This is a genomic window from Catenulispora sp. EB89 (genome assembly GCF_041261445.1).
In the GTDB taxonomy this organism is placed as follows: Bacteria; Actinomycetota; Actinomycetes; order Streptomycetales; family Catenulisporaceae; genus Catenulispora.
In genome coordinates, this window is record NZ_JBGCCU010000003.1 from 402,472 (window position 1) to 427,261 (window position 24,790).

The window sequence follows — 24,790 nt, forward strand, 5'->3', positions numbered from 1 at the left end:
GCTGAGGCAGCGGGCGTTTCGCCGCGGCCGTGCGCGGCGTCTCGGGACGGTAGCGGCGCGGTCGCCGCACGGTAGCCGGCGCCGAGACGATCTATCCGAAGCGAATCAGTGAACGGATTCGAACGGCGGGAGGCAGCCATGTGGGAAGTCGCGATCAGTGCCCGGCGGGACCGGGCGGCGGCGGTCGTCGACGGTACGCGCACCTGGAGCTACGCCGACCTCGCCGAGCAGGTCGCCGCGCACCGCGGCGTGTTCGAGCGGGACGGCGTGCGGCCCGGGCAGACCGTCGCGCTGCTGGCGGACAAGTCCGCGCACGCCGTGGCCGCGACGCTCGCCCTGGCCGAGACCGGCGCGACCGTGTTCATCCCGCCGCGCGGGCTGGGCTCGGAGCTGCGGGCCGATCTGCTGTGCCGGGCCGCGGCCGACTACACGGTCCAGGCCGACGAGCGGGACGCCGAGTCGCTGCGCGCGACGGTCGTGCCCCAGTCGCACCGCGCGGCCGACCGCCGCGCGGCCCTGGTCCTGAGCACGTCCGGCTCGACCGGCGTCCCCAAGCTCGTGCCGCTGCCCTCGCCGGCGCTGGAGCGCTTCGCCGGCTGGGCCGCCGAGGCGTTCGGCATCGGCCCGGGTATCCGGGTCCTGAGTTACGCCCCGTTGAACTTCGACCTGTCGCTGCTCGACGTGTGGGGCACGCTGATCCACGGCGGCACCACCGTCCTGGTCCGGCCGGACGACGCCGCCCGCGCCGACCGGATCGCCCGGATCCTCGTCGATCAGAGCCCTGAGGTCGTGCAGGCGGTGCCGCTGCTGGTCCGGCTGCTGGCCACGGCCGACGTGCCGCCGCAGCCGCGGGTCCGGCACCTGATCCTGACCGGCGAGAGTTTCCCGGTCGAGCACTGGTCCTGGCTGTGCCGCACCTTTCCCCGGGCCGAGGTGTGGAACCTGTACGGCTGCACCGAGACCAACGACAGCTTCCGGCACCGGGTGGTCCAGGCGGACATCGACGCCGGACGGGTCCCGATCGGCCGTCCGCTGCCCGGGGTCGAGGCCAGGATCCAGGACCGGGGCACCGGATCGACGACCAGCGAGGGGTACGCCGAGGGCGAACTGCTGGTCAGCACGCCGTTCCAGACCCCGGGCTATCTGCGTCAGGGCGATCCCGAGGAGGATCCGCAGTCCTCGCCGTTCGTGCGGCTGCCGGACTCGGACCGGCTCTTCTACCGGACCGGCGACATCGTGCGCCGGACCGCGGACGGCGTGCACCACCTCGTCGACCGCATCAGCCGCATCGTGAAGGTGAACGGCGTCCGGACCAGCCTGGCCGAGGTCGAGCGGGTGCTCGCCGACCACCCCGACGTGGCCGAAGCCGTGGTGTTCACGGTGCCCGACGAAGTGGCCGGCCAGGTGCTGCACGCCGCCGTGCTGCCGCGTTCCGCCGAGCGGTCCGAAGGGTCCGGGCGGTCCGAACGGCCCGAACGGCCCACCCTCGACACCCTCGCGCTGCGCGGGCACTGTCGCCGGCGGCTGGCCGCCGCCGCGGTGCCCAGCCGCTACCACCTGCTCTCCCTGGACCTGCCGCGCACCTCCACCGGCAAGCCCGACCGGGCCAGGATCCGTGCCCTGCTCACCGAAGGAGCCGCTCCGTGACCACCACAACGAGTGTCGCCGCCGTCGTCCACGACCACCTCCTCAGCACCCACGCCCCCGACGCCGACCACATCCCGTCCGACTACGACCTGCTCGAAGGCGGAGTCCTGGACAGCCTGACCCTGGTCTCCCTGTTGTCCTGGATCGGCCGCCGCTTCGCGCTGCCGATCGAGGAGCTCGACCTTGATCCGCAGCGGTTGCGCAGCATCGACGCGATCGCCGAGTTCATAGAAGCCCACACGCAAGCCCCATCCCGATAACCCTGACCGAGAAAGCCCGGCAAACATGATCATCCGCGAGAAGGACTCCGTCGACGCCGTCGACTGGGGCAACGGCCGCAGTCACCGTCTCCTGATAGCCGCCGACGGCGTCGGATTCGCCGTGGCGCACACCGTGGTGCGCGCCGGTTCGGAATCGCGCCTGCAGTACCGGAACCACATCGAGGCCTGCTACTGCATCTCCGGCGAGGGCGAGGTGGTCAGCGCCGACGGCGAGCTGCGCCACAAGCTCGTGCCCGGCGTGCTCTACGCCCTGGACCAGAACGACGCGCACATCCTGCGCGCCGCCGAGCACGGCGACCTGGAGCTCATCAGCGTCTTCAACCCCCCGATCCGGGGCGACGAGCAGCACCGCCTGAGCCCGGACGGCTTCTCCGCCTACTGACAGGCGGCCGTTGGACGAGGCCGCAAGAAGGGATCCGATGATGACGGCGACCACGCACGAGCGCACCGCGTTCGCCGACCTGATCGCCCAGCTGGGCGCCGAGCTCAGCGACGGGCACCTGGACGACGACCGCGACCACCGCTTCCGCGCCGACAAGTGGCGGCGGCTCGGCGAGGTCGGGCTGTTCGGCCTGCCGTTCCCGACCGAGTACGGAGGTGCCGGTCTAGACATCGCCGAGACCGTCAGTGTCCTGCGGTCGCTCGGCGAGCACTGCCTGGACGCCGGCCTCGTGTTCAGCGCCACCACCCAACTGGCCAGCACCGGCACTCCGTTGGCCCGCTTCGGGTCGGCGGAATTGAAGGAGCGGTACCTGCCCGGCGTGTGCGCCGGCGAACTGATCGGCGCACACGCCATCACCGAGAGCGGCGGCGGATCGGACGCGCTGGCGATGCGGACGACCGCCCGCCGCGACGGGGACGACTACGTGCTCTCCGGCGCGAAGGCGTACGTCTCCAACGGCCCGATCGCCGACGTGATCGTCGTCTATGCGAAAACCGGCTCCGGCGCGACCGCGCTGTCGCCGTTCCTGGTGCCCACGGACGCCGCCGGCGTCGTCCGGGGCGCCCCGATCTCGAAGATGGGGCTGCGCACGTCGCCGATGTGCGAGCTCTTCCTCGACGACGTCCGGGTGCCGGCCGGCCACCTCCTCGGCTACGAGGGCGGCGGCCTGCTGGTCCTGGACTACGTGATGAAGCGGGAGATCCTGTACTCGTTCGCCGCGACGGTCGGGCAGATGGCCGGGCGTCTGGAGCGGGTCATCGGCCACGCCAACTCCCGCGAGCAGTTCGGTGCGCCGATCGCCGCCAACCAGGCGGTCTCGCACCGGATCGCCGATCTGAAAATCGGCTACGAGACCAGCCGGATGTGGCTGGAGCACACCGCGGCGGCGCTCACCGGCCACCAGGACGTGGCCCTGGACATCGCCATCACCAAGCTGGTCGCCAGCGAGGCGGCGGTGGCCTCGGCATCGGCCGCGGTGCAGCTGTTCGGCGGCGCCGGCTACATGAGCGAGTACGGCGTGGAGAAGGAGCTGCGGGACAACGTCGCGGCGACCATCTACTCCGGCAGCAGCGAGATCCAGCGGGACCGGCTCGCGGCGCTGCTGGGGCTGCGGACGCGGAAGACGGGGCGATGAGGTCATGAACGCGATATCTCCGACCGAATTCACATCAGAGTCCGAGGTTGATGAAGAGCCCGAAGCCGAATCGGAGATCGAGTTCACGCTACGGGCCACGCCGGTGCTCGATCATGAGTCGCCGCGGATCGCGCAGTTCGTCGCCGAGGAGGCGCCGGGCAGTGCCGCCGGCGCCACCGGTGCCGACCTCCGCGAGCGGTGCCGGGCCTTGTTCTACGCCGTCCGCGACGGCATCGACTACGAGGTCTTCGACACCGGCCTGCGCGACGCCGACCTGGCCGGCAGCGCGGTGCTCGACGCCGGGCGCGGCTTCTGTCTGCACAAGTCGATCCTGTATGCGACCGCGGTCCGGCATCTCGGGGTGCCGTCGCGGCTGGCCTCGAGCCTGGTCCGCAACCATCTGTCCTCACCGGAGCTCACCGCGCTGGTCGGCGGGGAGGTGTTCCTGCACTGGTACGTCGAGATCCACCTCGACGGCCGATGGATCAAGGTGACTCCGGTCTTCAACCGCCTGCTGTGCCGGATGTACGGGATCGCGCCGTTGGAATTCGAAGGCGTCCACCACGCCTTCGATCCGCAGGGGCTGAAGCGAATGGAATTCCTGGGCGATGTGCGCCTGCATCCCGACCCGACGCCGGACCGCATCAGAGAGCTGATCCAGAGCGCGCATCCCGCAATGGTCACCCCGGATCTGCGAGTGCCGAGCCGAAGCCGCTTCGTCGGATCCGGCTCGCCTTCCTGACCCCCGGCCGAACCACTCCCCGAAGACCAGTTCACCGAAGAAGGGACAAGCAACCATGCCCCGGTTGACCATCAGCCCGGAAGTCGCCGACGCCCTGGGCCGCCGCCCGATCCTGGCCCTGGAGACCTCGGTCATCGCCGGCGGCCTGCCCTACCCGGCCAATCTGGAGTCGGCGCAGGCAGTGGACGGCGCCGCCCGCGACGGCGGCGCGGTACCGGCACGCATCGCGGTGCTCGACGGAACGCTGCACGTCGGGCTCACCGACGAGCAGTTGCAGCGGGTCGCCGAGGATCCGACGGCGGTCAAGGCGTCGGTGCGCGACATCGGCCGGGTCGCGGCCGGGGGCGGCATCGGGGCGCTGACCGTCTCGGGCGCCGTCCACGGCGCGCGGCTGGCCGGGATCGAGGTGCTGGCGGTCGCCGGGATCGGCGGCGTGCACCGCGGTGCGGCGACCAGCTTCGACGTCTCCGCGGACCTCCCCGCCTTCGTGCGGAACCGGGTGGCGGTGGTCTGCGCCGGCGTGAAGTCGATCCTGGACGCCGGGTTGACGTTGGAATGGCTGGAGACGCACTCGGTGCCGGTGGTCGGCTACCGGTGCGACGAGTTCCCCGGGTACGTCAGCGTCTCCTCGGGGCGGCCCAACCCGCACCGGCTGGACGACCTCGGCCTGATCGCGCGCTCGGTGCTGGCGCACTGGGATTCCGGGGTCGAAGGCGGGTTCCTCGTCACGCATCCGATCGCGGCCGAGCACGGGGTGCCGTTCGACGTGCTGGAGGCGCGGATCGCCGAGGCGGAGGTCGCGGCGCAGGAGGCGCGGGTGACCGGGCCGGACATCACGCCGTTCCTGTTGAAGGAGCTGGCACGCAACTCCGGCGGGCAGACGTCGGCGGCGAACCGCGAGGTGCTGTTGTCGACGACGCGGCTCGGCGCGGAGTTCGCGGTGCGGCTGTTCGAGGAACGGCTTGCCGCAGCTGACGGTGTCGGCGTCGAAGCTGCCGAGGCGGCCGAGGCGGCCGAGGTCTTCGCCGGAGCGCGAGGCGCAGCCTCATGACCGCCGTCCTGTTCGACCTCGACGGCACGCTCGCCGACACCCCGGGCGCCATCGCCCGGATCCTCGCCGACATGTGCCCGCTCGCGCCGTCCGACCGCCTGGCAGCCAGTGTCGGACGGCCCATCGCAGGGCTCTTCGCCGAGATCCTCGCGGCGGACGAGGACTCCCCCGCGGTGCGCGTCGCGGTCTCCGAGTTCCGCACGCGGTTCGCCGACGAGGTCGTGCCGCACGCCGCGGACCTGGTGTTCCCGGCGATCCGCGGACTCCTCGGCGAGCTCGTCGACGCCGGCCGGCCGATCGCGGTCGTCACGAGCAAGTCGCCGGCGGGTGCGACGGAGTTCCTGGAGGCCGCCGGGCTCGCGCCCTACTTCCCGGTGACGGTCGGCTTCGTCGCCGGCGTCCCTGGCAAGCCCGCGCCGGACCAGGCGCTCGCGGCAGCGAAGGCGCTGGGCGTGGAGCCCGGCGACTGCGTCGTGGTCGGCGACAGCACCGACGACATGAAGATGGCCGTCGCCGCCGGGATGCGCGGCATCGGTGTCGCGTACGGCGTCGCGTCCGTCCCGGACCTGCGCGCGGCCGGCGCCACGCAGGTCGCTCAGACCTCTGATGATCTCGCCCCACTGCTGCTTTCCGAAGAACACCGTCCGCTCACCACCGTTTCCCCCCACACCGAGGTGTCACCGTGACCACGTATGAGAACACTGACGTATCCGTCAGCCGCGGTAAGTCATCCACTTCCGCGCGAACGGCCGGGCTGCTGCTGCTCTCGCTGGCGCAGTTCCTGATCGCGCTGGACTACTCCGTCATCTACGTGGCGCTGCCCAGCATCGGGCACAGCCTGAAGCTGGGGCCGGACACGCTGCAGTGGGTGGTGTCCGCCTACGCGGTGCTGTTCGCGGGGTTCCTGCTGGTGAGCGGGCGCGCCGGAGACCGTTATGGCGCGCGCCGGATCCTGATCGCGGCGCTGGTGTTGTTCGGGCTGGCGGCGACGGCCGGCGGCCTGGCGAACTCCGGCGGGCTGCTGCTGGCGGCGCGCGGCGCGCAGGGGCTCGGGGCGGCGTTGATGCAGCCCGCGATCATCGCGCTGATCAACCGCACGTTCGAGGCGGGGCCGGCACGGGAGAAGGCGCTGGCGGTGTGGGGCACGATCGGGGCGTCGGGGCTGGCCGCGGGCGCGCTCCTCGGCGGCGTGCTGACGTCGGCGTCGTGGCGCTGGACGATGCTGGTGAACCTGCCGGTGGCGGTGGTGTGCGCGGTGGCGGCGCCGCGGCTGCTGCCTTCGGACGGCCGGCGCGGGGACCAGCGGGCGCTGAGCACGGTCGGTGCGGTGCTGGCGACGACGGCGTCGCTGTCGGTCGTCAGCGCTCTGACGTTCGCGGCGGTGCACGGCTGGACCGACGGCCGGACGCTCGGTTTCGGCGTGGGCGGGGTGCTGCTGGTCGCCGGGTTCGTGTGGCACGAGCGGACCTCGGCGGCGCCGCTGATCGACCGCGCGCTGCGCTCGAACGCGATGCTGCGGCTCGGCGCGGCCTCGACGGCACTGTACATGGCGAGCGTCGGCGCGGAGTTCTACGTCATCACCCTGATTCTGCAGAACCGGTACGGCTACAGCCCGCTGCGCGCGGGTCTGGGCTTCCTGCCGCTGGCGCTGTGCATCGTGGCGGGCAACATGCTCGCCGGGCGGTTCATCGCGCGCGTGGGGGCGGTGCGGCTGCTGACGATCGCGTTCGTGCTGGACGCGGCGGGGCTGGCGATCCTGGCGGCGTCGGCGGGCGGGACCGGGTACGCGACGCACATGCTGCCGGGCATCGTGGTGTCCGGGATCGGGCACGGGCTGACGTACACGTCGATGTTCGTCACCGGCACCGGCGGCCTGCGCGACGAGGACCAGGGCACGGCCGGCGCGGTGCTGACGACCAGCCAGTACATGAGCGCTGCGGCGTCGCTGGCGATCCTGGTGCTGGTGATGGGGTCGCCGTCGGCGGCCGGGACGTACCGGAACGCGTTCCTGACGACGGCGGCGTTCGCGGCGGCCGGCGCTCTCGTCGCGGGCGCGGTGACCGCGGTGCGCGGCCCGCGGGGCGCGCGATGAGCGGGGAGGTACGACGTCTCGGCGTTCTGGTCGTGCACAACGATCCGGTGCCCGAGGCGGAGATCTGGCGTGCCGCGCCGGCCGGGGTGGAGATCGTCACGGGACGCTTTGCGCTACAGCGAGCTCCCGGCGAGGAGTACTTGGGAGAATCCGTCGAGGACTTCCTCAGCGAGGGCGTCCGCCGCACGCTCGCCGACCTGAGCGACGCCGGCGCCGACGCGCTGGCGCTGTGCTTCGTGTCGGTGAGCGTCTTCGGCGGGACGGCGTTCGACACCGGCTTCGCCGAGGCCGTGACGGCGGCCACCGGCGTGCCCGCGTTCACGGCCGGGGAGGCGCTCCGGCGGCGTCTCAGTGCCCTGAGCCCGTCCGACCCGCTGCTCATCGCGCCGCCGTGGTTCACGGACCGCACGGTCGCCGGCACGGCGGCGTACCTGGGCCTCCCGCCCGACATCCGCACCCACCGCTACGACCTCGGCCCGGCCTGGGACACGGGCACCCGCCAGGACCTGTTCGACCGCGGCGCCAAGGGCCACATCCCGCACACCGCGCTGCGCGACCAGATCCTCGCCGCCGCGACCCCGACGACGGACGCGATCCTGATCCCCGGCAGCGGCTTCCGGACGCTGGACGCCGCCGCGGAGGTGGAGCGGAAGTTGGGGGTGCCGGTGGTGAGTGCCAACTCGGCGGTTTTGGGGCGGGGGTTGGAGGCGGCGAGCTAGCCGCTCAGGCGAAGGCCACGACTGCCAGCACGATCGTCGCCACCCCGGACACCGTCACCGCGAGGCCGGTGACGATGCACAGGGTGGCGACCACCACCTCGGCGAGCCAGAAGCGTTCGCGGGCCACGGTCATGTCGACCGGGTCGTAGACGATCTCCACCTCGGCCGCCGGCTTCGCGCGGACGCGCTCCGCGTTGACCACCTGGGTGCGGCCTGCGGCGTCGAGGAAGCGGTAGACGCCGACCGAGCCGGCCCGCATGTCCCAGCGTTCGGCGACGGCGGGGACTCGTATCCCGCGCCGCCACAGCACCAACTGCTCTCTGAGCGAGCGTGCGCCGACCCAGCACATGATGACGCCGACCGGCAGCAATCCCACCGCGAGTACCAACAACAGCCGCATACCGTCAGCATCGGTGCGGCCGGGCCTGCGGTTCTTCTCCCAGGCTGCCGGGTCGGCGGTATCGCCGCCGGTCGGCGGCGGTATCAGAGCACTGTGGCGGTTGCGATCACGAGGCGAGCACCGTCAGCAGCCGGTCCACGATCTCCAGCGCCTCGGGCCGCGCGCCGCCGGAGACGCGCACGAGCTCCCGTCCCGCCCGGGACGCCACCGCCAGCGCGCCCACGGACTGCGTGGCCTCGGCGAGTTCGATCGCGGTGCGGAAGTGCCGCAGCGCCGCGTCCGTATCGCCTTCGCCGAGGCAGGCCAGCGCCAGGTGACCGAGGACCAGCGCGAGGACCTTGCCGGGCTCGTAGCGGATGGCGGCCTCGGTGAGCGCGACGCGGGCCTCGGTGTGGCGGCCGAGGGCCAGGTAGGCGGAGCCGGCCAGGCGTTGGTAGGTGCGGGGCGAGCAGACGCCGGGGGCCGGGTCGTCGGGGCTGATGGCCGCCATCGCGCCGCGCGCCGTGGTCAGGGCCCGGTCGCATTCGGCGGCGTTGCCGAGGATCGCGTGGCCTTCGGCGGCGTGCAGGCGGGCCAGGGCGAACAGGGCCTCGCTGACCGGTGCGGCGATGACGGCGGCCTGTACGCAGCGGCGGACCCCGGCGCGCGGGTCGCCGCCGTAGAGGCCGACGAAGGCGGCGCGCAGGGTCGCGGTGACTTGCAGGACCGAGTCGCCGGCCTGTCCGGCGCGGCGGGCGGCGCGGTCGAAGAACTCCTCGGCGGTCGAGGAGTCGCGGCGGCCGGCGGCGTCCCACATGAGGCGGCCGACCAGGAGGGCGGTTTCGGCTTCGGCGACGTCGAGGTCGCGGCGCCAGCGAATGGGGCTGACCGAGCCGGCCGGGTGCGGCGCGCCGGTCGTGCCAGCCATGCCAGCCGCGACGTCCGACAGCGAGGCCCCGATCAAAAACCGCTCCGATAACGAAGGCGCGTTCAAAGGCGCCTCGGCCGCACCGCCAAAGGAATACGCGCCGTCTGAGAAAACAGAGGAACCGGCCGAACCCGCTCCCCCGGCTCCCCCCGCTCCCCCGGCCGCGCGCAGCACCTCGACCCGCCCCAGCAATCCGGCGGCCTGCACCACCAGGCCCATCTCCGGCCGCGCGTCGTACTCGGCCGTCAGCTTCGCGACCTCCTCGCGGACCCCCGCGATCGCCGCCAGCCGGCCGTCGTCCGTGCTTTCCCAGCCCCCTGCGAAAGTCAGCGGCCCCTCCGGCGACAGCAGCCGCTCCAGGTCCTGCAGCCCGACGCCGAGCGCCCGGGCGATCTGCGGCCGCTTCCCGGGCAGCGGCGTGGTGCATCCGCTCTCCCAGCGCACGACCGTGGACACCTCGACCCCGGCCCGCACGGCGAACGCCTCCTGCGTGAGCCCGGCCGCCTCGCGGGCGCGGGCCAGACCCACCCGGCGGAGCCTGGACTGCTTGGGCTTGGCCATGATCGTCCCCCTTTCGTGCGCACTCCAGACTGCGATCGACGGTATGCGGACAGTCAGCGATATCGGTCAGCATACTTATAGGTCAGGCCTGCTGTCGCATGGTCCGTGCATGGTCGCCGCACGGTCTGTGCGCTTCCCGAACCGGGCGTTTTCGGATTGGGTATTCCGCGTTCAGATTCGGGCCCTGACAACAGGCAAAACTGAGGCGGTGGCAGGCGGTGCGCAGATACTGTGCGGCCTGTTTGCCCATGCCAGCGCACGGATGGCCGCGGTGATCCCCCGCGGGTCCTCGGCGCCGGGAGAGGTCCATCCGTGGTGAAGCGCAGGGGGTCGGGCGAGAGCCACCTCAAATTGGTCTGGGATCCGGCGGGCCTGGACCGGCGGCTGGCCACGACCACCCAGGAACTGCGGGTCGGCCGCTACGCCCTGGCCGGCGAACTGCTGGCCGACCGGCAGGCCGGCGAGGACGTACGCGACTACCGCTACCTGATCCTGGCCCAGATCGCGGCGTCCAACGGGGTGGACACCGCCTGGCTGGCCGAGGAGCCGGACAGCCCTGAGGCGGCGCTGCTGCGGCTGCGTGCCAACGTGATCAGGGCCCTGCAAGCGCACCGCGCGCGCCACCCCAAGGCCGACGGGCTCGTGGATCTGGCGCGGACGCAGTGCCTGGAGACCGCCGAGCGGTTCCCGGAGGACCCCCTGCCGTGGATCGCGCTGCTGCACCTGGCCCCGGCCGCGCCGCAGAACGTCCCCGGCCCGCCGGAGCTCCAGGTGGCCGGCCCGTGGCAGACCATGGGCCAGCTGTGGAGGCGCGATCCGTGGAACCGCGAGGCGCACCACCGGCTGCTGGCCGCGGTCGGGCCGAAGAGCGGCGGGTCGGTGTCGGCGGTGTCCGGGGTCGCGCACTGGATCAGCAGCCAGGCCCCGACCGGGTCGGCGCTGGTGGTGCTCCAGCTGGTGGCCTTCATCGAGGCGTTCCGCCAGCAGTTGGAGCGCAACGATCTCAACAGAGTCCTGCTGACCTACCGCAACTGGTCGACCGCGTACGCGGAGCAGGAGACAGAACGCTGCTACACCCAGTGGTTCCTCCCGAGCGGCGGGAACGGCGTACTGCTGCCGGACCTGCACCACCTGGCGCACGCCCTGTGGGCCGGTTCGCAGTGGCGGCCGGCGGCCCGGGTCTTCGACGTCATCGGACCGTACGCGATGACCACGCCGTGGTCCCTGCACGGCAATCCGGAACAGGTTCTGGCGATGGCCCGGGAGCGCTGTATGTCAGAACTCTGAACCGCCTGCCGCGTTCGCCCTCGCGTGGCATGTCCTTCGCACCCCCCTTCCCCCCAAAAGAGGTACGGCAGATGGCGACCTCCGCCACATCGACCAGCCGTCGCGGCAGTTCGCTGGAGATGCCCGACGACGACCAGACACTGCGGGAGCTCGGCTACCCACGCCAGCTCGCCCGGCGGGTCAACGCGTTCGGGAACTTCGCGATCTCGGCGACGATCATCAACTTCATCTCCGGCGTGATGACCGCGCTGAGCCTGGCCATGATCTCCGGCGGGCCGCGCATCATGGTCTTCGGCTGGCTCGGCGTCGGCCTGCTGGTGCTGTTCGTCGGCGCCGCGATGGCCGAGATCACCTCCGGCTTCCCGACCTCGGCGGCGCTGTACTACTGGTCGGCGAAGCTGGCCAAGCGGCACAACGCGGGCTGGAGCTGGTTCACCGGCTGGCTGAACTTCATCGGCCAGATCGGCGGCACCGCGGCCACCGACTTCGCGCTGGCCAACTTCGCGGTGGCGCTGGCCACCCTGCAGTGGCCGAGCTACGCCCCGAAGGCCGGGCAGATCCTGGCCATCTACGGCGCGATCCTGCTGATCCACGCGCTGCTGAACACCTACACCGTCGGGCTGGTCGCGCTGCTGAACAAGATCAGCATCGCCTGGCTGCTGGTCGGCGGCGTGGTGATCACCTTCTACCTGATCGTGTTCCCCTCGCACCACAACTCGGCGAGCTTCGCCTTCACGCACTTCGTCAACGGCACCGGGTTCAAGTCCGGCGTCTACGCGGGCATGATCGGCCTGCTGTTCACCAGTTGGACCTTCACCGGGTTCGACGCCTCGGCGCACATGTCGGAGGAGACCACGCACGCGGCCGTCTCGGCGCCCAAGGGCATCGTCCGCTCGATCGCCTTCTCCTGGGTCGCCGGCCTGGTCCTGATCCTGGCCCTGACGTTCGCGATGTCGCCGGGCAACTACGGCAACGAGGCCTCGGCCAACGAGCCGGCGGCGCAGATCTTCGTCGACGCGCTGGGCCTGACCACCGCCAAGATCCTGCTGCTGGTGGTCTGCGGCGCGATCTTCTTCTGCGGCCTGGCGAACATGACCTCGAACTCCCGCCAGATCTTCGCCTTCTCCCGGGACGGCGCGATCCCCGGCTGGAAGATGTGGCGCTCGGTCAGCAAGCGGACCCACACGCCGGTGAAGTCGGTGTGGTTCGCCGCGGTCGGCGCGTTCCTGCTCGGCGTGCCCTCGCTGTGGAACACGGTCGCGTTCCAGGCCATCGTCTCGGTCAACGTCATCGGGCTGTTCGGCTCCTACGGCGTGCCGATCTTCCTGCGGCTGCGCCGGGGCGACGACTTCGTGCGCGGTCCGTGGCACCTGGGCCGCTGGAGCCGGCCGGTGACCACGATCGCGGTGGTGTGGATCACGCTGAGCAGCATCCTGTTCCTGCTGCCGCAGTCGTACCCGATCACCCACAAGACGTTCAACTACGCTCCGGTGGCGCTGGCCGTGGTGCTCTTCATCGCGACCGTATGGTGGTTCATGACGGCCCGTCGGACGTTCCGGGGCCCGATCAGCTACGGCACGCCGGAGGAGCTGGCGGCCATGGAAGAGGATCTGTAGAGATGAATCAGGACCCGAAGACCGGACTGGAGATCGCCCCGGCAGGCGCGGCCGACTGGCCGGTCTTCGAGTCCTGGGCCGCCGGCGAGGGCTGGAATCCCGGCCCCGCCGACGGCGGATGCTTCCTCGCTCAGGACCCTGACGGGTTCTTCGTAGGCCGGATCGACGGACGGCCGGTGTCGGCGGTGTCGGTGGTGAACTACGGGGAGACGTTCTCGTTCCTCGGGTTTTACCTGGTGCATCCGGACTTCCGCGGGCAGGGGCACGGGTACGCCACATGGCAGGCCGGACTGGAGCACGCGGGCGACCGGGTGATCGGGCTGGACGGCGTGCTGGAGCAGCAGGACAACTACCGGCGGTCCGGGTTCCGGCTGGCGCACCGCAACATCCGGTACGTCGGGCCCGCGCCGGCGGACCTCGCGGCGAGCGCCGGATCCGAGTCGGGGTCCGAGTCGGGGTCCGAGCCGGGGTCCGAGTCGAGGTCCGGGAACGGACCGTCCGTGGTGCCGGTCGCCGAGATCGGCCGGTCCGCGCTCGAGTCCTACGACGGCGGCCGCTTCCCGGCCGAGCGTCCGGTGTTCCTCGACCGCTGGCTGTCGGCCCCGGGGCACATCGGGTACGCGGCTGTGTCCGATGGCGAGCTCGTGGGGTACGGCGTGATCCGGCCGGCCCCGGCGTTCGCCAAGATCGGCCCGCTGTTCGCCGACACCCCCGAGGTGGCCGAGACGCTGTTCAGGGCCCTGATCGCGGGCCTGGTGGCGGCTGGCGGCCCCGAGGCGTCGCGCTCGCTGGAGATCGCGCTGGACGTGCCCGAGACCAACGCGGCGGCGGTGGCGCTGGTCGAGCGCCACGGAATGAAGCCCAGCTTCGAGACCGCCCGGATGTACACCGGGCCGGTGCGCGATATCGAAATGGCTTCGGTCTACGGAATCACCTCGTTCGAGCTGGGCTGACCCGGATAGAATCGGGGCAACTTCACCGGGCCCGCCGAGGGACTGACCGGCGCTTCCGCGTCGGGTACGGCGTGCCTGGAGCCGCAATGGAAGTGGCGCCCTCGGGAACGAGGACGCCACTTCGTTGTTTTCCGGCGCTTCTGTGTTCTCCGGCGCCGCCGCAGCGCCCCGATCGAACATCTCTGCGATCCGGCACTGGAGCGCGAGCCGCACCGCCCCGAGCCCGCAACGCTCCCGGATGGCTCATCCCGGACTGCGCACACCCCGCCCGCACCGGATGCTGCGTGTGTGTCCACCTACCTGTTCCGCGTCGCACGCTGGGCCTTCTTCCGCCGACGGCTGGTGCTGGCGATCTGGCTGGTCTTGGTCGTGGGCATGATCGTCGTGGCCGGGGCCAGCGGCGGCAAGACCAACGACGAGTTCACCATCCCGGGTACCGAGTCGCAGCGCGTCACGGACCTGCTGAAGGTGAAGCTGCCGGCGCTCAGCGGCGCGCAGACCACGGTCGTGTTCGCCGTCCCGGGCGGCACGCACGTCACCGACGCCGGGCCCAAGGCCGGGATCGAGCAGGCCGTGACGAACCTGGGGAAGGTCCCGGGGGTCGTGCAGTCGGCGGACCCGTTCCAGGGCGGCCCGATCTCGCAGAACGGCCAGGTGGCGCTGGGCAACCTGCAGTGGAGCGCGCAGCCGCCGGACATCAAGGACTCCACGCTCGACCTGGTGAAGAAGGCCGTGGCCCCGGCGCAGGCGGCCGGGGTGCAGGTCGAGTACAACGGCAGCGTGTATCCGGGATGGCGGGTCGTGCCCTCGGAACTGCCCGAGCTCGTCGGCCTGATCATCGCCTTCATCATCCTGGTGATCACGTTCGGGTCGCTGGTGGCGGCCGGGCTGCCGATCATGACGGCCGTGATCGGCGTGCTGACCACGGTCATGACGGTCACCGCGCTGGCCGCGGTGATGACCATCGCCTCGACCTCGACGACCGTCGCGATCATGCTGGGGCTGTCCTGCGGCATCGACTACGGGCTGTTCATCATCGCCCGGCACCGGGACGGCCTGCTGCGCGGGATGCCGCCGGACCAGGCGGTCGGGCTGGCCGCCGGGACGGCGGGCGGTTCGGTGGTGTTCGCCGCCGGCACGGTCATCATCGCGCTGTGCGGGCTCGCGGTCGTCGGCATCCCGTTCCTCACGATCATGGGTGTGGCCGCCGCCGGCGCGGTGCTGCTGGCCATGGTGATCTCGCTGACGCTGGTCCCGGCGATGCTCGGGTTCGCCGGCGACAAGCTGCGGAACTTCTCGCGCTTCCCGTTCGGCAAGGCGCACTCCGAGCAGATCGCGCGGCAGTCCGTGGAGAACCCGGAGAAGGCGCACGGCTGGCGCTGGGCGCGGTTCGTCGTGCACCACCGGATCCCGGTGCTGCTGTGCGGCGTCGCGCTGCTGTTGCTGCTGGCCGCGCCGGCCACGCGGGTGCAGCTCGGCCTGCCCGGCGCGTCGTCGAACCCCAAGGGCGACACCTCGCGCAAGGCCTACGACATCACCACCGCGAACTTCGGGCCCGGGTTCAACGGCCCGCTGCTGGTCGTGGCCGACGGGGTGCAGTCGCAGCAGCAGGTGAACCAGATCGCGGCCGGGCTGGCCAAGCAGCCGGGGGTCGCGGCGTCCACGCCGCTGGCGCTGAACGGGAGCACCGCGGTGGTCCGCGTCGTGCCGACCACCGGGCCGAGCGACCCGGCGACCGCCGACCTGGTGCACCACCTGCGGGACAACCGCGCGGCGATCGCGGCCGGCAGCGGGGCGAACGTCCTGATCGGCGGCGTCACGGCCTCGAACATCGACGTGTCCTCGAAGCTGTCCTCGGCGCTGCCGGTCTTCCTGATCGTCGTGGTGGGGCTGGCGTTCATCCTGCTGACCTTCGCCTTCCGCACCATCTGGGTGCCGATCAAGTCGATCATCGGCTTCCTGCTGTCGGTCGGCGCGGCGTTCGGCGCGCAGGTCGCGCTGTTCCAGTGGGGCTGGGGCGAGAAGATCTTCAACATCACGAAGTCGGAGACCATCAGCTTCCTGCCGATCATCATGATCGCGATCATCTTCGGGCTGTCCAGCGACTACGAGGTCTTCGTCGTCAGCCGCATCAAGGAGGACTTCACGAAGAACGGGAACGCGGTCGAGGCGGTCCGGCGCGGCGCTGGGACGGCGTCGCGGGTGGTGACGGCGGCGGCGCTGATCATGTTCTCGATCTTCGTGGCCTTCATCGTCTCGCCGACCCCGACCATCAAGGCGATCGGCTTCAGCTTCGCGGCCGGCGTGTTCCTGGACGCCTTCGTCGTGCGGCTCACGCTGGTACCGGCGGTGATGGCGCTGGCGAAGTCGGGATTCTGGTACCACCCGCAGTGGTTCGCGCGGTACGTACCGGACCCCGACATCGAGGGCGAGCAGTTGCAGGAGCAGCTGGCCCGTCACGACGGCGTCGCGGCCGGGATCGACGGCGACGGCGCGGGAAGTCCGCGGCCTTCCGCCTGAGCGGAACTACTGGCCGTGGTGGCGCGTTCACCTGTCAGTAGTCGGATGCACGCGGACAGGGGGTCACGATGGTCGGGAAACTGGGCTGGTTCGGCCGGCTGTTCCGGCGGCGGCCGCTCACGCCTGAGGAGGTCGAGCGGCGGGCTCGCGAGGACCGGCGGGACATCCGCGCACAGGAGGCCGCGCGGCAGTTCCGGGGCCGGGCCGGCAAAGGTCTGTGAAACGAATCTGTGAAGCGGAGCGGCCGCGGCGATCCTTGGGGTGATCGCCGCGGCCGCCGAAGAAACGGTCTACGTCCTCGGCACTACGGCGCGACCGCGCTGAACGCCGCGTAGTAGCCGCCGTTCTGGCCGTCCGCGGTCGGGTGGTAGGAGTCGCCGACGTCGGTGACGTCCACCGAGTGCAGCCACTCGTTGAAGAAGTCGCACAGCTCGTGGCCGTGGAACTGGCCGCGGACGTCGGCGAAGGTGTCGCCGGCGTTCTTGGCCGCGGTCGAGATCTGGGTGTCGAGCAGGTCCGCGGCGCTGTTCAGGGCGCTGCGGTCGGTGCCGGACAGGCCGGGGCAGTACCAGGAGTGGCTCAGGTCGTAGAGCTCGGGGTAGCCCAGGACCACGACGTGCGCGGACGGCGCGGCCCTGCGGATCGCCGCGAGCGTGGTCGCCAGCCGACCCGGCAGGATGGTCTTGGCCTGGCTGGTGGCCGTGTTGATGGCGCTCAGGCAGGCGCTGTCGGAGTCCAGCACGCAGGTCTTCATGACCGAGGAGAAGCCGATGTCGTTGCCGCCGATGGTGATGCTGACCAGCGTCGTGCTGCTGCTCAGCGAGGATATCTGGCTGTTGAGGACGTCCTGCGTGGTGGCGCCGGAGCAGGCCACGGAGACGTAGCTGGCCGGGTGCCGGCTGTTGGCCCACAGCTGCGAGTAGGCGTTGGTGCTCCGGTCGCAGCTCCCGCTGGCCGAGATGTAGCTGCCGGCGCCGACGCCCGAGGAGTAGGAGTCGCCGAGGGCCACGTAGTGGTCGGCGGCGGTCGCCGAGGCGTTGGTGGCCAGGAGCGTGACGAGCGCGGTGACCGCGGCCGTCACCGTGAGCAGTCCGCGGCGGATCGACGATCTGCGCGCGTGGTGGCTGGTCAGCACTGAGTGCCTCCACAGGGAGTGGGGATGTGGGATGGCGCACTGATTTCAATAGCACTCGATCAGGGCCCTGTGAAGGATAGTTTCACTCGCCTTGCGGGCAACGGAAATGACAGACGAAAGTTGGCGGTACTCCTTGTGACTCGCGGTCGTATCCGGGGGTCGTCGGCGGGCGCCGTACCGTATCCGTGTGGAATCCGATGGAACTGTGTGGGACCCCGTCAGTGCTCTGTCTGACGCCGATCGCGGCGTCTTCTTCGACCGGTGGGACGATCTGGGTTATTTGAATGTTCCCGGACCGTTCTACACCGGCATGACCGACAACTGCTGGACCGGCCGACTTCACGCGCCGCACAACGTGATCTACGGGGGCGAATACTTCGCGGAGTACGTCTTCCGCCAACCGCGCGATGCCGCTGAAGTCGCGAGCCTGGTGCTGGCGGCCGAAGCAGATCCGTTCCAGGGCTACGCGAGCAACGGCGACGACCGCTGGACCCCTGACGCAGTCCGTACCTGGTGGCATGCCCGGCACGGCGTCGTCGAGAGTGTGTCCGCGACTCTGAAGGCGCTGGCCCCCGGCGACAGGCATGACGACCGCGACGCGGCCGAAGGGCTGCGAGAGTACCTCGGCTACCTTCAGACAGGCCTTCAGACAGGCCTCGAAGCCGACCTCAAGGCGTACGTCTTCCGACTGGAAACCGGGCGGTACCCTCTGCCCGGCGAGCGACTGCCAAGCCTGTGACGCGGGAAAGACCGTGGCTGGGCCCCGCTCGGTGAGCGCAGAGCCCAGCCACAAGCCGCCTACTCCGCCGGCGCGAAAATCCCCTGCCCCGGGGCGAGGATCCCGAACGGGTCGAAGCGCTGCTTCGCCGCGCGGAACGTTCCCCAGCGCGCGCCGTACTGCTTCCGCCAGTCGGCGGCCGTCGTCGGGATCGCGCCGACCGGGTACTGCGTGCCGCCGACGGCCTGCACCTGGAGATACAGGTCGCGGTTGGCCTGGAGCAGCGCCGGGGCCGGGAGGGCGCCGCCGTCGGGGGCCGCGGTCCGCAGCACCGCGAGCAGGAACACCAGGTCGCTGTCCGGGATCGACAGGAGCGGTGTGGTCAGCTTCGCGGCCGGTACCGGGTACAGCAGCACCAGGCCGCTCGCGCCGAGGTCGGCCGGGGTGGTGGCGGCCAGGGTGGCGGCGACCAGGGTGTCGGTCGCGGCGTCGGGCAGGAAGCCGTTGAACCACGGATGCGGGTCGTACCACTCCCCGCTCGCCTTCAGGGCGGCCACGGTCGGCGCCAGGTCGTCGACGAAGGCCTGGTACGGCGAGTCCTGGATCTGCGCCGGGCCGACGGAGCCGAGGTCGCCGATCAGGGCGTTGTCGTCCGGCGGGGTCGCGTCGTAGAACGCCGAGCCCTCCAGGATGTACAGCCAGCCGCCGCTGCCGTCCGGCACGATCGTGCCCTCCAGCCAGTCGAAGCGGCCGTCGCCGACCGCCACGCGCTGCGCCGCCGTGAGTGCCGCGACCGTCGGGTACACCAGCGAGTAGCTGCGCACCGAAGTCGGCGCGGCCACCAGCTTGAGGACCGCGCGGGTGATGACGCCGACCTGGCCCAGACCCGACAGCGCGGCGTGGAACAGGTCGGCGTCGCGGGTCCGGGAGCAGGTCCGGATCTCGCCGGCGCCGGTCACGACCTGCAGCTCCAGGACGTTGTCGACCTGCGCGCCGTGCTGCTGCGAGGCCCCGCCGAGGCCGCCGGCGGACAGCGTGCCGCCGATGGAGAGCTCGATGTAGTCCGTGAAGACCGGCGGTGTGAGGCCGTGGGCGAGGCTCGCGGTCAGGACCGCGCTCCAGACCGCGCCGGCGCCGACCGTCGCGGTGTTCGCCCGCGTGTCGACGGCGATGGTGTCCAGCGGCCCGAGGTCGATGATCAGGCCGCCCTCGACCTGCGCCTGGCCGTAGGCCTGGTGGCCCTGGCCGCGCGGGGCCACCGGGATGCCGAGCGGGCCGCAGAAGGCGATCATCGCCGCGATGTCGCGGACCGAGCCGGGCAGCAGCGCCGCCCGCGGCGTGCGGTGGACCAGGTGCCCGTAGTCGTCCTCGTAGGGCTTCAGGTCCGCCGGGTCGATCAGGAGGCGGCCGTCCAGGTGCGGCGCGCGCCGGAAGTCCGATCCGGCGATTGCGGCATTCGAGGCACGTCCGGTGCCTCCGGTGCCTCCCGTGCCCTGCGGAGCCTCTACCGCCCAGGCCCGGGACGTGGCGTCGAAGCCGACGGCCAGCGCCCCGGCCCCGGCGCTCGCGGCGCGGATGAACGAGCGACGGCTGTGCTGCGCGTCATCGCGCATCAGTCCCACCCTTTCCCACGGAAATGAAGACCACTGATAATACGGAGGCCGGTGGTCGTGTGCGACCGGTCCGGAAGGGTCCGCGTGTCGCGCGTCGAGTGCTGTGAGTCGAGGGGTCACATGGTCATCGGGAAGCCGGGCTCGTCCGCGGGTCCGGATCAGGCGTGGATCGAGCGGGAGCAGGCGCAGGCGCGGGCCTTCGACGCCATCAGCGCGCGGTACGACGAGGCCTTCCCGCACAAGGAGGGCCAGCTCGCGATCGTCTCGGTGCTGCTGGAGCGGATCGCGGCCGGGGCGCGGGTGCTGGACGTCGGCTCGGGCACCGGGCTGCCGACCGCGCGGCAGTTGGCCGACGCCGGCTGCCACGTCACCGGGCTGGACATCTCCCCGCGGATGCTCGAGATCTCCGGGAAGAACGTGCCCGAGGCGGAGTTCGTCCTCGGGGATGTGATGGAACTCTCGTCAGGGCCCGAATACGAGGCGGTGACGGCGTTCTTCGTGTTGCTCAACCTGCCGCGTGAAAAGGTGCGTACGGCTTTGCGGCTGATCGGCGACGCCCTCGTCCCGGACGGCTGGCTCGCGCTGGGGATGGTCGAGGCGGACGTGGACGACGTCCCGATCGCGTTCTTGGAGAGCCGGGTCCGGGTGACCGGGTATCTGCGCGATGATTTGCGGGCGGTGTTGGCAGAGTCCGGATTCGCCATAGAACACGAGCGGGTTCTCTCCTACGCGCCGGAGACGTCTTCGGCCCGGCCGGAGATCCAGATGTTCTTCCTCTGCCGCAAACTGGACTCACGGTCCTAGACTCCGCACACCAGTAATCGGGCCGGAGCGAGAGCAACAGATAAGTGCACGAATCTGAGCACGGGCACAGCAGCATGCTGACGTACGAGAGGGACCGACGGGGACGGGACGTGGGCCGCAGCCCGCACGAGCTGGGATGTGGGCCGGTGGATCTGCGCGATCACCTGTCATTTCTGAACGAGGCGACCGAGCGGATCGGCGCCGGTACCGACATGGTCGCGATCGCGGGGCAGTTCGCCGCGGCCCTGGTCCCGCGGCTGGCCGACTTCGCGTCCGTGCACCTGCTGGACGCACTGTTCGTGGACGGCGCCCCGGCCCCACCGGCGCCCGGGGCCACGGCCTCGAGCCTGGTGCGCCGGGTGGCGGTGGCGCACGACGAGCCGCCGGAGCGCTGGCTGTCCCTGGTGCCCGAGGGCGCGGTGCAGATCATGCACGACACCAGCCCCTGCCACGAGGCGATGGCCACCGGGGTCCCGGTGTGGCTGGACCGCGTCACCCCGGACCGGGCCGAGGCGATGGCCCTGTCGCACTCCCCCGGCGACCTGTACCCGCTGGTGGCCGAGCGCGCCTATCTGGCCGTGCCGCTCGTGGTCCGCGGCCGGGTGCTCGGGTGCGTGGCGCTCACCCGCCGGCCGGAGCGGGCCGAGTTCGACCAGATCGACGTGCTCACCGTCGGGCAGCTGGCGGCGCAGGCGGCGCTCGGCGTGGACAACGCCCGGCTGTTCCGCGGCCAGGTCGCCACGGCGGCGGAGTTCCGGCGCGGGGTGCTGCCGACCACCCCGCCGACGCTGGCCGGGATCGAGGTCGCGCACCGGTACCTGCCGGCCAATCCGGCCGTCGAGGTCGGCGGCGACTGGTTCGACACCATCGCGCTGCCCGGCAGCCGGGTGGCGATAGTGATCGGCGACGTGATGGGGCACGGCGTGCGCTCGGCGGCGGTCATGGGGCATCTGCGGATCGCGGTGCAGACACTGGCCGCGCTGGACCTGCCGCCCGGGCAGCTGCTGCGCCAGCTCGACAGCCTGGCCCTCCAGCTCGGCGACGACCATCTGGCGACGTGCCTGTACGCGGTCTACGACCCGATCGCCTCCTGCTGCGTCATCGCCAACGCCGGGCACCTGGCGCCGATGCTGGTGCGGGCCGACGGCACGGTGGAGCGGGTCGAGGTGCCCAGCGGCGCGCCGATCGGCGTCGGCGGCGTGGCGTTCGACACCGCCGAGATCCCGATCCGCGACGGCGACGTCCTGGTGCTCTACACCGACGGCCTGGTCGAGGCCCGGGGCGACGACATCGAGGACCGGATCGCCGCCCTCGGCGAGTGCCTGGAGCTGGCCGCCCGGCCGACGGCCGATCCCGAGGCGCTGTGCGACACCCTGCTGACGATGCTCGACCCGGACAAGCACGAGGACGACGTCGCGCTGCTGGCGGCGCGGCTGAAGGGGATCCCGGCGGAGAACATAGCCAACTGGCTGCTGTCGCCGCTGCCGCCGACGGTGCCCAAGGCCCGCCGGCTGGTCCGGCAGGCGATGGCCGAGTGGGACCTGCCGGACGGCGTCCGGGAGACCACCGAACTGCTCGCCACCGAGCTGGTGACGAACGCCGTCCGCTACGCGCACGGCCCGATCGAGCTGCGGCTGCTGCGCACGCGCACGCTGCTGTGCGAGGTACGGGATGACGACCACTTCCTGCCGATCCTGCTGGAGGCCGGAGACCTGGACGAGGGCGGGCGCGGGCTGTTTCTGGTCAGCCAGCTGGCGTTGCGGTGGGGCGTGAGTCGGACGGCGAACGGCAAAGTCGTGTGGTTCGAGATGCCGTTGGAAACGCTAGACCACGGTCTTCCTCGGGAGAGAACGATCGAGGACTGACACCAGGAACAAGGCGATTCCGACGCCGATCATGATCCAGGCGATCAGGTGCACACCGTGGTCGGTGACGCTGGTATGGAAGACCATGCCGGTGATGGCCGAGGACGCGATCGAGCCGACGTAGCCGAAGGTGCGCAGGAGTCCGGCGGCGGTGCCGAGCTGGTCGGCGGGCGCCTGCGCGTACAGGGCGGTCTGGTTGCCGGCGGCGGCGAAGCCCATGACGAGGCCGAAGACGAGCGTGAGGATCACGACCCAGCCGATCCACGCGGAGGCGCTGAGGATCAGCGTGCCGGCCGCGCCGATGAGGCAGGCGACCGCGGCGGCGATGACGGGGGCGCGGACCAGGTTGCGGCGGGACACCGGCGAGACGATCACGCCGGAGATCAGCGTCATGGGCAGCAGGATGAGCCCGGCTTGGGTCTCGCTGAGGCCGCGCACGCCTTCGACCCACTGGGTGATCCCGTACAAGACCACGTACAAGCACAGCATCGCCAGGCCGAAGCGCAGGTAGGTGCGCGCGAGCGCCTTGTTCGACGCGAGCATCCGCACGTCGAGGAACGGGGTCGCGGCGCGGAGTTCCCAGAGCACCAGCGCGATCCACAGGGCTATGGATATGCCGAGCAGGTACCAGTGCGTCGTCGGAAGGGAGAACAGGAACAACAGCAACGCGATCATCGCGGCGGCGAATCCGGCGATGCCGGCGACGTCGAGGCGGACGGCCACGTCGCGCCAGCGGAGCGGGCGCTGGAGCGGGCCGTCGGGCGAGACCCAAGTGAGTGTCGCGGCCAGCGCGATCAGGGCGACCGGGACGTTGACGAAGAACACCGAGCGCCAGCCGAGCGCGCCGACCAGGGCGCCGCCGATCGGCAGGCCGAGCGACGCGGTGGCGATCCCGGCGATCTGCAGGCCGCCGAGCACGCCGCCCGGCGGGGCGGCGAGGCCGGCGTCTCGGGCCCGGTGGCGGATCAGGAGCATCGCGGTCGGATAGGCGCAGGAGGTGCCGAGGCCTATCAGGACCCTGCTGACGAGCAGGGTGAGCAGGTCCTGGGCGAAGCCGCCGACCAGGCCGCCGACGGCGACCAGGAGGATCCCGGCCAGGAACACCCGGCGCGGGCCGAAGACCTCGGCGGCCTTGCCGGCGGTCGGCTGTGCGATGGCGCTGGCCAGGTAGAGAGCGGTGACCAGGGCCGCGGTCTGGCCGATCGGGACGCCGACGCCGTGCGCGATCGGCAGGAGCGCGGTGGCTATCAGGGAGCTGTTGATCGGGTTGAGAGCCGAGCCGAGGAAGAGCGGGGTGGTGAAGCGCCAGGAGAAGGCGTTGTGCTGTTGAGAGTGCGGCGACGGCGTGTGCGGTGCGTGCGGTGCCTGCAGTGCGTGCGATGCGTGCGGTGCGTGCGTGGAGGCACGGGCCTCGGAGGAGGCGGACATGGCGACTCCGGATGTGCGAGGTGGGAGCTGTGTCAGAGCAGCTCCGCGAGGCGCTCGATGAGCGGGGCGGCGACGGAGAGGATCTCGACCTCGGCGTCGGTGAACGACTCCTCCAGGATCGCGGTGACCTTGTCGGACACGGCGTTGCGCCCGGAGTGCACGGCGGCCAGGCCCTCCGGGGTCAGGCTCAGGATCGACTGGCGCGCGTCGTTGGCGTCCGCGCTGCGCGCCACCAGGCCGAGCTTCTCCAGGCTGGAGACCGTCGCCCCCATCGCCTGCGGCGTGATCTGCTCGCGCCGGGCCAGGCCGGTGGTGGTCATCGGACCGAGCCGGTCGAGCCGGGACAGGGCGGTGAGCTGCGGGTTGGTCAGCTCCCCGTGCGCGGCGGCCTCCTGCGCGCGGCGCTTGAAGGCGCCGATGGCGATGCGGAGGCGGTTGGCCGTGTCGCGGCGCGGGTCCGGTGCGGCGGGGGTTGAGGACGGGGCTTCGTTCACGATGTTCAGTCTAGACTTAACAGTTTGGGTTTACAAGTCTGGCCTTCGTATCTTCGCCACCCGAACGGTGCCCCCGGCGTGCCGCCGCACGCGGACCGGCGGATCGTGCCGACTGTGAGCCGCTACACGTATGAACTCGCCCGCGACCGGGATCTGGACGCGGACAGCACCGAGGACCAGTTCTGGCACGTCGTGCGCGTCGACGACGCCGACGACCCGCCGCATCTGCACACGTTGTGCAACCGCACGCTGCTGGAGCCGGTGACGCGGTGGCGGGACTACTCGGTCGAGCGGATGGTCGACATCATCTGCCACCAGTGCCTGACCGGGTACGTCGCGGAGGCGGGGAGCCAGGCGGCGTGACGCCTGCGGGCTGTCCT

General features: G+C 71.3%; 24 protein-coding genes. 18 read left to right on the forward strand and 6 right to left on the reverse strand.

Going from position 1 to position 24,790, the window contains the following annotated elements; genetic code table 11:
- Window positions 1-138 precede the first annotated feature (138 nt).
- Genes ABH920_RS08555 through ABH920_RS08595 form a run of 9 tightly spaced genes read left to right on the forward strand, consistent with a single transcriptional unit; the run spans window position 139 to window position 8,109 of the window.
- Window positions 139-1,647, forward strand: a complete 1,509-nt coding sequence (locus tag ABH920_RS08555; protein WP_370348334.1) for an AMP-binding protein — start codon at window positions 139-141, stop codon at window positions 1,645-1,647.
- Window positions 1,644-1,907 carry an acyl carrier protein gene (locus ABH920_RS08560; protein ID WP_370348335.1) on the forward strand — a complete coding sequence of 88 codons (264 nt, stop codon included), beginning with the start codon at window positions 1,644-1,646 and terminating at the stop codon, window positions 1,905-1,907. Before ABH920_RS08555 ends, ABH920_RS08560 begins: the two co-directional genes overlap by 4 nt.
- A gap of 25 nt (window positions 1,908-1,932) precedes the next feature.
- Window positions 1,933-2,310: an ectoine synthase gene (locus ABH920_RS08565; RefSeq protein ID WP_194910589.1), complete on the forward strand. Its 378-nt coding sequence runs from the start codon at window positions 1,933-1,935 to the stop codon at window positions 2,308-2,310.
- 40 nt (window positions 2,311-2,350) lie between these two features.
- The gene (locus ABH920_RS08570) at window positions 2,351-3,505 is read left to right on the forward strand and encodes an acyl-CoA dehydrogenase family protein (RefSeq protein ID WP_370348336.1); all 1,155 of its coding nucleotides are present in this window, start codon (window positions 2,351-2,353) and stop codon (window positions 3,503-3,505) included.
- Window positions 3,506-3,509: 4 nt separating this feature from the next.
- Complete coding sequence (locus ABH920_RS08575) at window positions 3,510-4,247, forward strand: transglutaminase family protein (RefSeq protein WP_370348337.1); 738 nt, start codon at window positions 3,510-3,512, stop codon at window positions 4,245-4,247.
- A 55-nt stretch (window positions 4,248-4,302) separates the two neighbouring features.
- Window positions 4,303-5,298 (forward strand): pseudouridine-5'-phosphate glycosidase, encoded by a 996-nt coding sequence (locus tag ABH920_RS08580; RefSeq protein ID WP_370348338.1) that lies wholly within the window; start codon window positions 4,303-4,305, stop codon window positions 5,296-5,298.
- On the forward strand, window positions 5,295-5,984 hold the full coding sequence (locus ABH920_RS08585) for an HAD family hydrolase (protein WP_370348340.1): 690 nt from the start codon (window positions 5,295-5,297) through the stop codon (window positions 5,982-5,984). The genes ABH920_RS08580 and ABH920_RS08585 overlap by 4 nt, the downstream gene beginning before the upstream one ends.
- Entirely contained in the window at window positions 5,981-7,390 is a 1,410-nt protein-coding gene (locus ABH920_RS08590) for an MFS transporter (RefSeq protein WP_370348341.1), read from the forward strand. The genes ABH920_RS08585 and ABH920_RS08590 overlap by 4 nt, the downstream gene beginning before the upstream one ends.
- Window positions 7,387-8,109 (forward strand): hypothetical protein, encoded by a 723-nt coding sequence (locus ABH920_RS08595; protein ID WP_370348343.1) that lies wholly within the window; start codon window positions 7,387-7,389, stop codon window positions 8,107-8,109. Before ABH920_RS08590 ends, ABH920_RS08595 begins: the two co-directional genes overlap by 4 nt.
- 4 nt (window positions 8,110-8,113) lie before the next feature.
- Here ABH920_RS08595 and ABH920_RS08600 read toward each other — a convergent pair whose 3' ends face one another.
- Window positions 8,114-8,509, reverse strand: coding sequence for a hypothetical protein (locus tag ABH920_RS08600; RefSeq protein ID WP_370348344.1), 396 nt, complete (start codon window positions 8,507-8,509; stop codon window positions 8,114-8,116).
- A 106-nt stretch (window positions 8,510-8,615) separates the two neighbouring features.
- Window positions 8,616-9,977: a helix-turn-helix domain-containing protein gene (locus ABH920_RS08605; protein ID WP_370348345.1), complete on the reverse strand. Its 1,362-nt coding sequence runs from the start codon at window positions 9,975-9,977 to the stop codon at window positions 8,616-8,618.
- 312 nt (window positions 9,978-10,289) lie between these two features.
- Between ABH920_RS08605 and ABH920_RS08610 the strand changes: the two genes are divergently transcribed.
- The 5 genes from ABH920_RS08610 (at window position 10,290) to ABH920_RS08630 (ending at window position 16,574) form a co-directional block, all read left to right on the forward strand.
- A complete protein-coding gene (locus ABH920_RS08610) occupies window positions 10,290-11,264 on the forward strand; it encodes a hypothetical protein (protein ID WP_370348346.1) in 975 nt (324 codons plus the stop codon).
- 71 nt (window positions 11,265-11,335) lie between these two features.
- Window positions 11,336-12,880 (forward strand): amino acid permease, encoded by a 1,545-nt coding sequence (locus tag ABH920_RS08615; RefSeq protein WP_370348347.1) that lies wholly within the window; start codon window positions 11,336-11,338, stop codon window positions 12,878-12,880.
- Window positions 12,881-12,882: 2 nt separating this feature from the next.
- The gene (locus ABH920_RS08620) at window positions 12,883-13,833 is read left to right on the forward strand and encodes a GNAT family N-acetyltransferase (RefSeq protein WP_370348348.1); all 951 of its coding nucleotides are present in this window, start codon (window positions 12,883-12,885) and stop codon (window positions 13,831-13,833) included.
- A 288-nt stretch (window positions 13,834-14,121) separates the two neighbouring features.
- Window positions 14,122-16,353 carry an MMPL family transporter gene (locus ABH920_RS08625; protein ID WP_370348349.1) on the forward strand — a complete coding sequence of 744 codons (2,232 nt, stop codon included), beginning with the start codon at window positions 14,122-14,124 and terminating at the stop codon, window positions 16,351-16,353.
- Between the two features lie 68 nt (window positions 16,354-16,421).
- On the forward strand, window positions 16,422-16,574 hold the full coding sequence (locus ABH920_RS08630; RefSeq protein ID WP_370348350.1) for a hypothetical protein: 153 nt from the start codon (window positions 16,422-16,424) through the stop codon (window positions 16,572-16,574).
- Window positions 16,575-16,657: 83 nt separating this feature from the next.
- Here the strand turns inward: ABH920_RS08630 and ABH920_RS08635 are convergent, their stop codons facing one another.
- The gene (locus tag ABH920_RS08635; RefSeq protein ID WP_370348351.1) at window positions 16,658-17,488 is read right to left on the reverse strand and encodes an SGNH/GDSL hydrolase family protein; all 831 of its coding nucleotides are present in this window, start codon (window positions 17,486-17,488) and stop codon (window positions 16,658-16,660) included.
- Window positions 17,489-17,675: 187 nt separating this feature from the next.
- Here ABH920_RS08635 and ABH920_RS08640 point away from each other — a divergent pair, with 187 nt between their 5' ends.
- Window positions 17,676-18,227 carry a hypothetical protein gene (locus ABH920_RS08640; RefSeq protein ID WP_370348352.1) on the forward strand — a complete coding sequence of 184 codons (552 nt, stop codon included), beginning with the start codon at window positions 17,676-17,678 and terminating at the stop codon, window positions 18,225-18,227.
- Window positions 18,228-18,286: 59 nt separating this feature from the next.
- On the opposite strand, the gene ABH920_RS08645 is transcribed toward ABH920_RS08640, so the two are convergent.
- Entirely contained in the window at window positions 18,287-19,819 is a 1,533-nt protein-coding gene (locus ABH920_RS08645; RefSeq protein ID WP_370348353.1) for an FAD-binding protein, read from the reverse strand.
- A 120-nt stretch (window positions 19,820-19,939) separates the two neighbouring features.
- Between ABH920_RS08645 and ABH920_RS08650 the strand changes: the two genes are divergently transcribed.
- Complete coding sequence (locus ABH920_RS08650; protein ID WP_370348354.1) at window positions 19,940-20,623, forward strand: class I SAM-dependent methyltransferase; 684 nt, start codon at window positions 19,940-19,942, stop codon at window positions 20,621-20,623.
- A gap of 146 nt (window positions 20,624-20,769) precedes the next feature.
- Entirely contained in the window at window positions 20,770-22,488 is a 1,719-nt protein-coding gene (locus ABH920_RS08655) for a SpoIIE family protein phosphatase (RefSeq protein WP_370348355.1), read from the forward strand.
- Here the strand turns inward: ABH920_RS08655 and ABH920_RS08660 are convergent.
- Together ABH920_RS08660 and ABH920_RS08665 are read right to left on the reverse strand one after the other, a co-directional pair.
- The gene (locus ABH920_RS08660; RefSeq protein WP_370348356.1) at window positions 22,447-23,916 is read right to left on the reverse strand and encodes an MFS transporter; all 1,470 of its coding nucleotides are present in this window, start codon (window positions 23,914-23,916) and stop codon (window positions 22,447-22,449) included. The genes ABH920_RS08655 and ABH920_RS08660 overlap by 42 nt on opposite strands.
- 32 nt (window positions 23,917-23,948) lie before the next feature.
- Window positions 23,949-24,410 carry a MarR family winged helix-turn-helix transcriptional regulator gene (locus ABH920_RS08665; RefSeq protein ID WP_370348357.1) on the reverse strand — a complete coding sequence of 154 codons (462 nt, stop codon included), beginning with the start codon at window positions 24,408-24,410 and terminating at the stop codon, window positions 23,949-23,951.
- Window positions 24,411-24,524: 114 nt separating this feature from the next.
- On the opposite strand from ABH920_RS08665, the gene ABH920_RS08670 reads away from it, so the two are divergent.
- On the forward strand, window positions 24,525-24,773 hold the full coding sequence (locus tag ABH920_RS08670) for a hypothetical protein (protein ID WP_370348358.1): 249 nt from the start codon (window positions 24,525-24,527) through the stop codon (window positions 24,771-24,773).
- The last annotated feature ends 17 nt before the right edge of the window (window positions 24,774-24,790 follow it).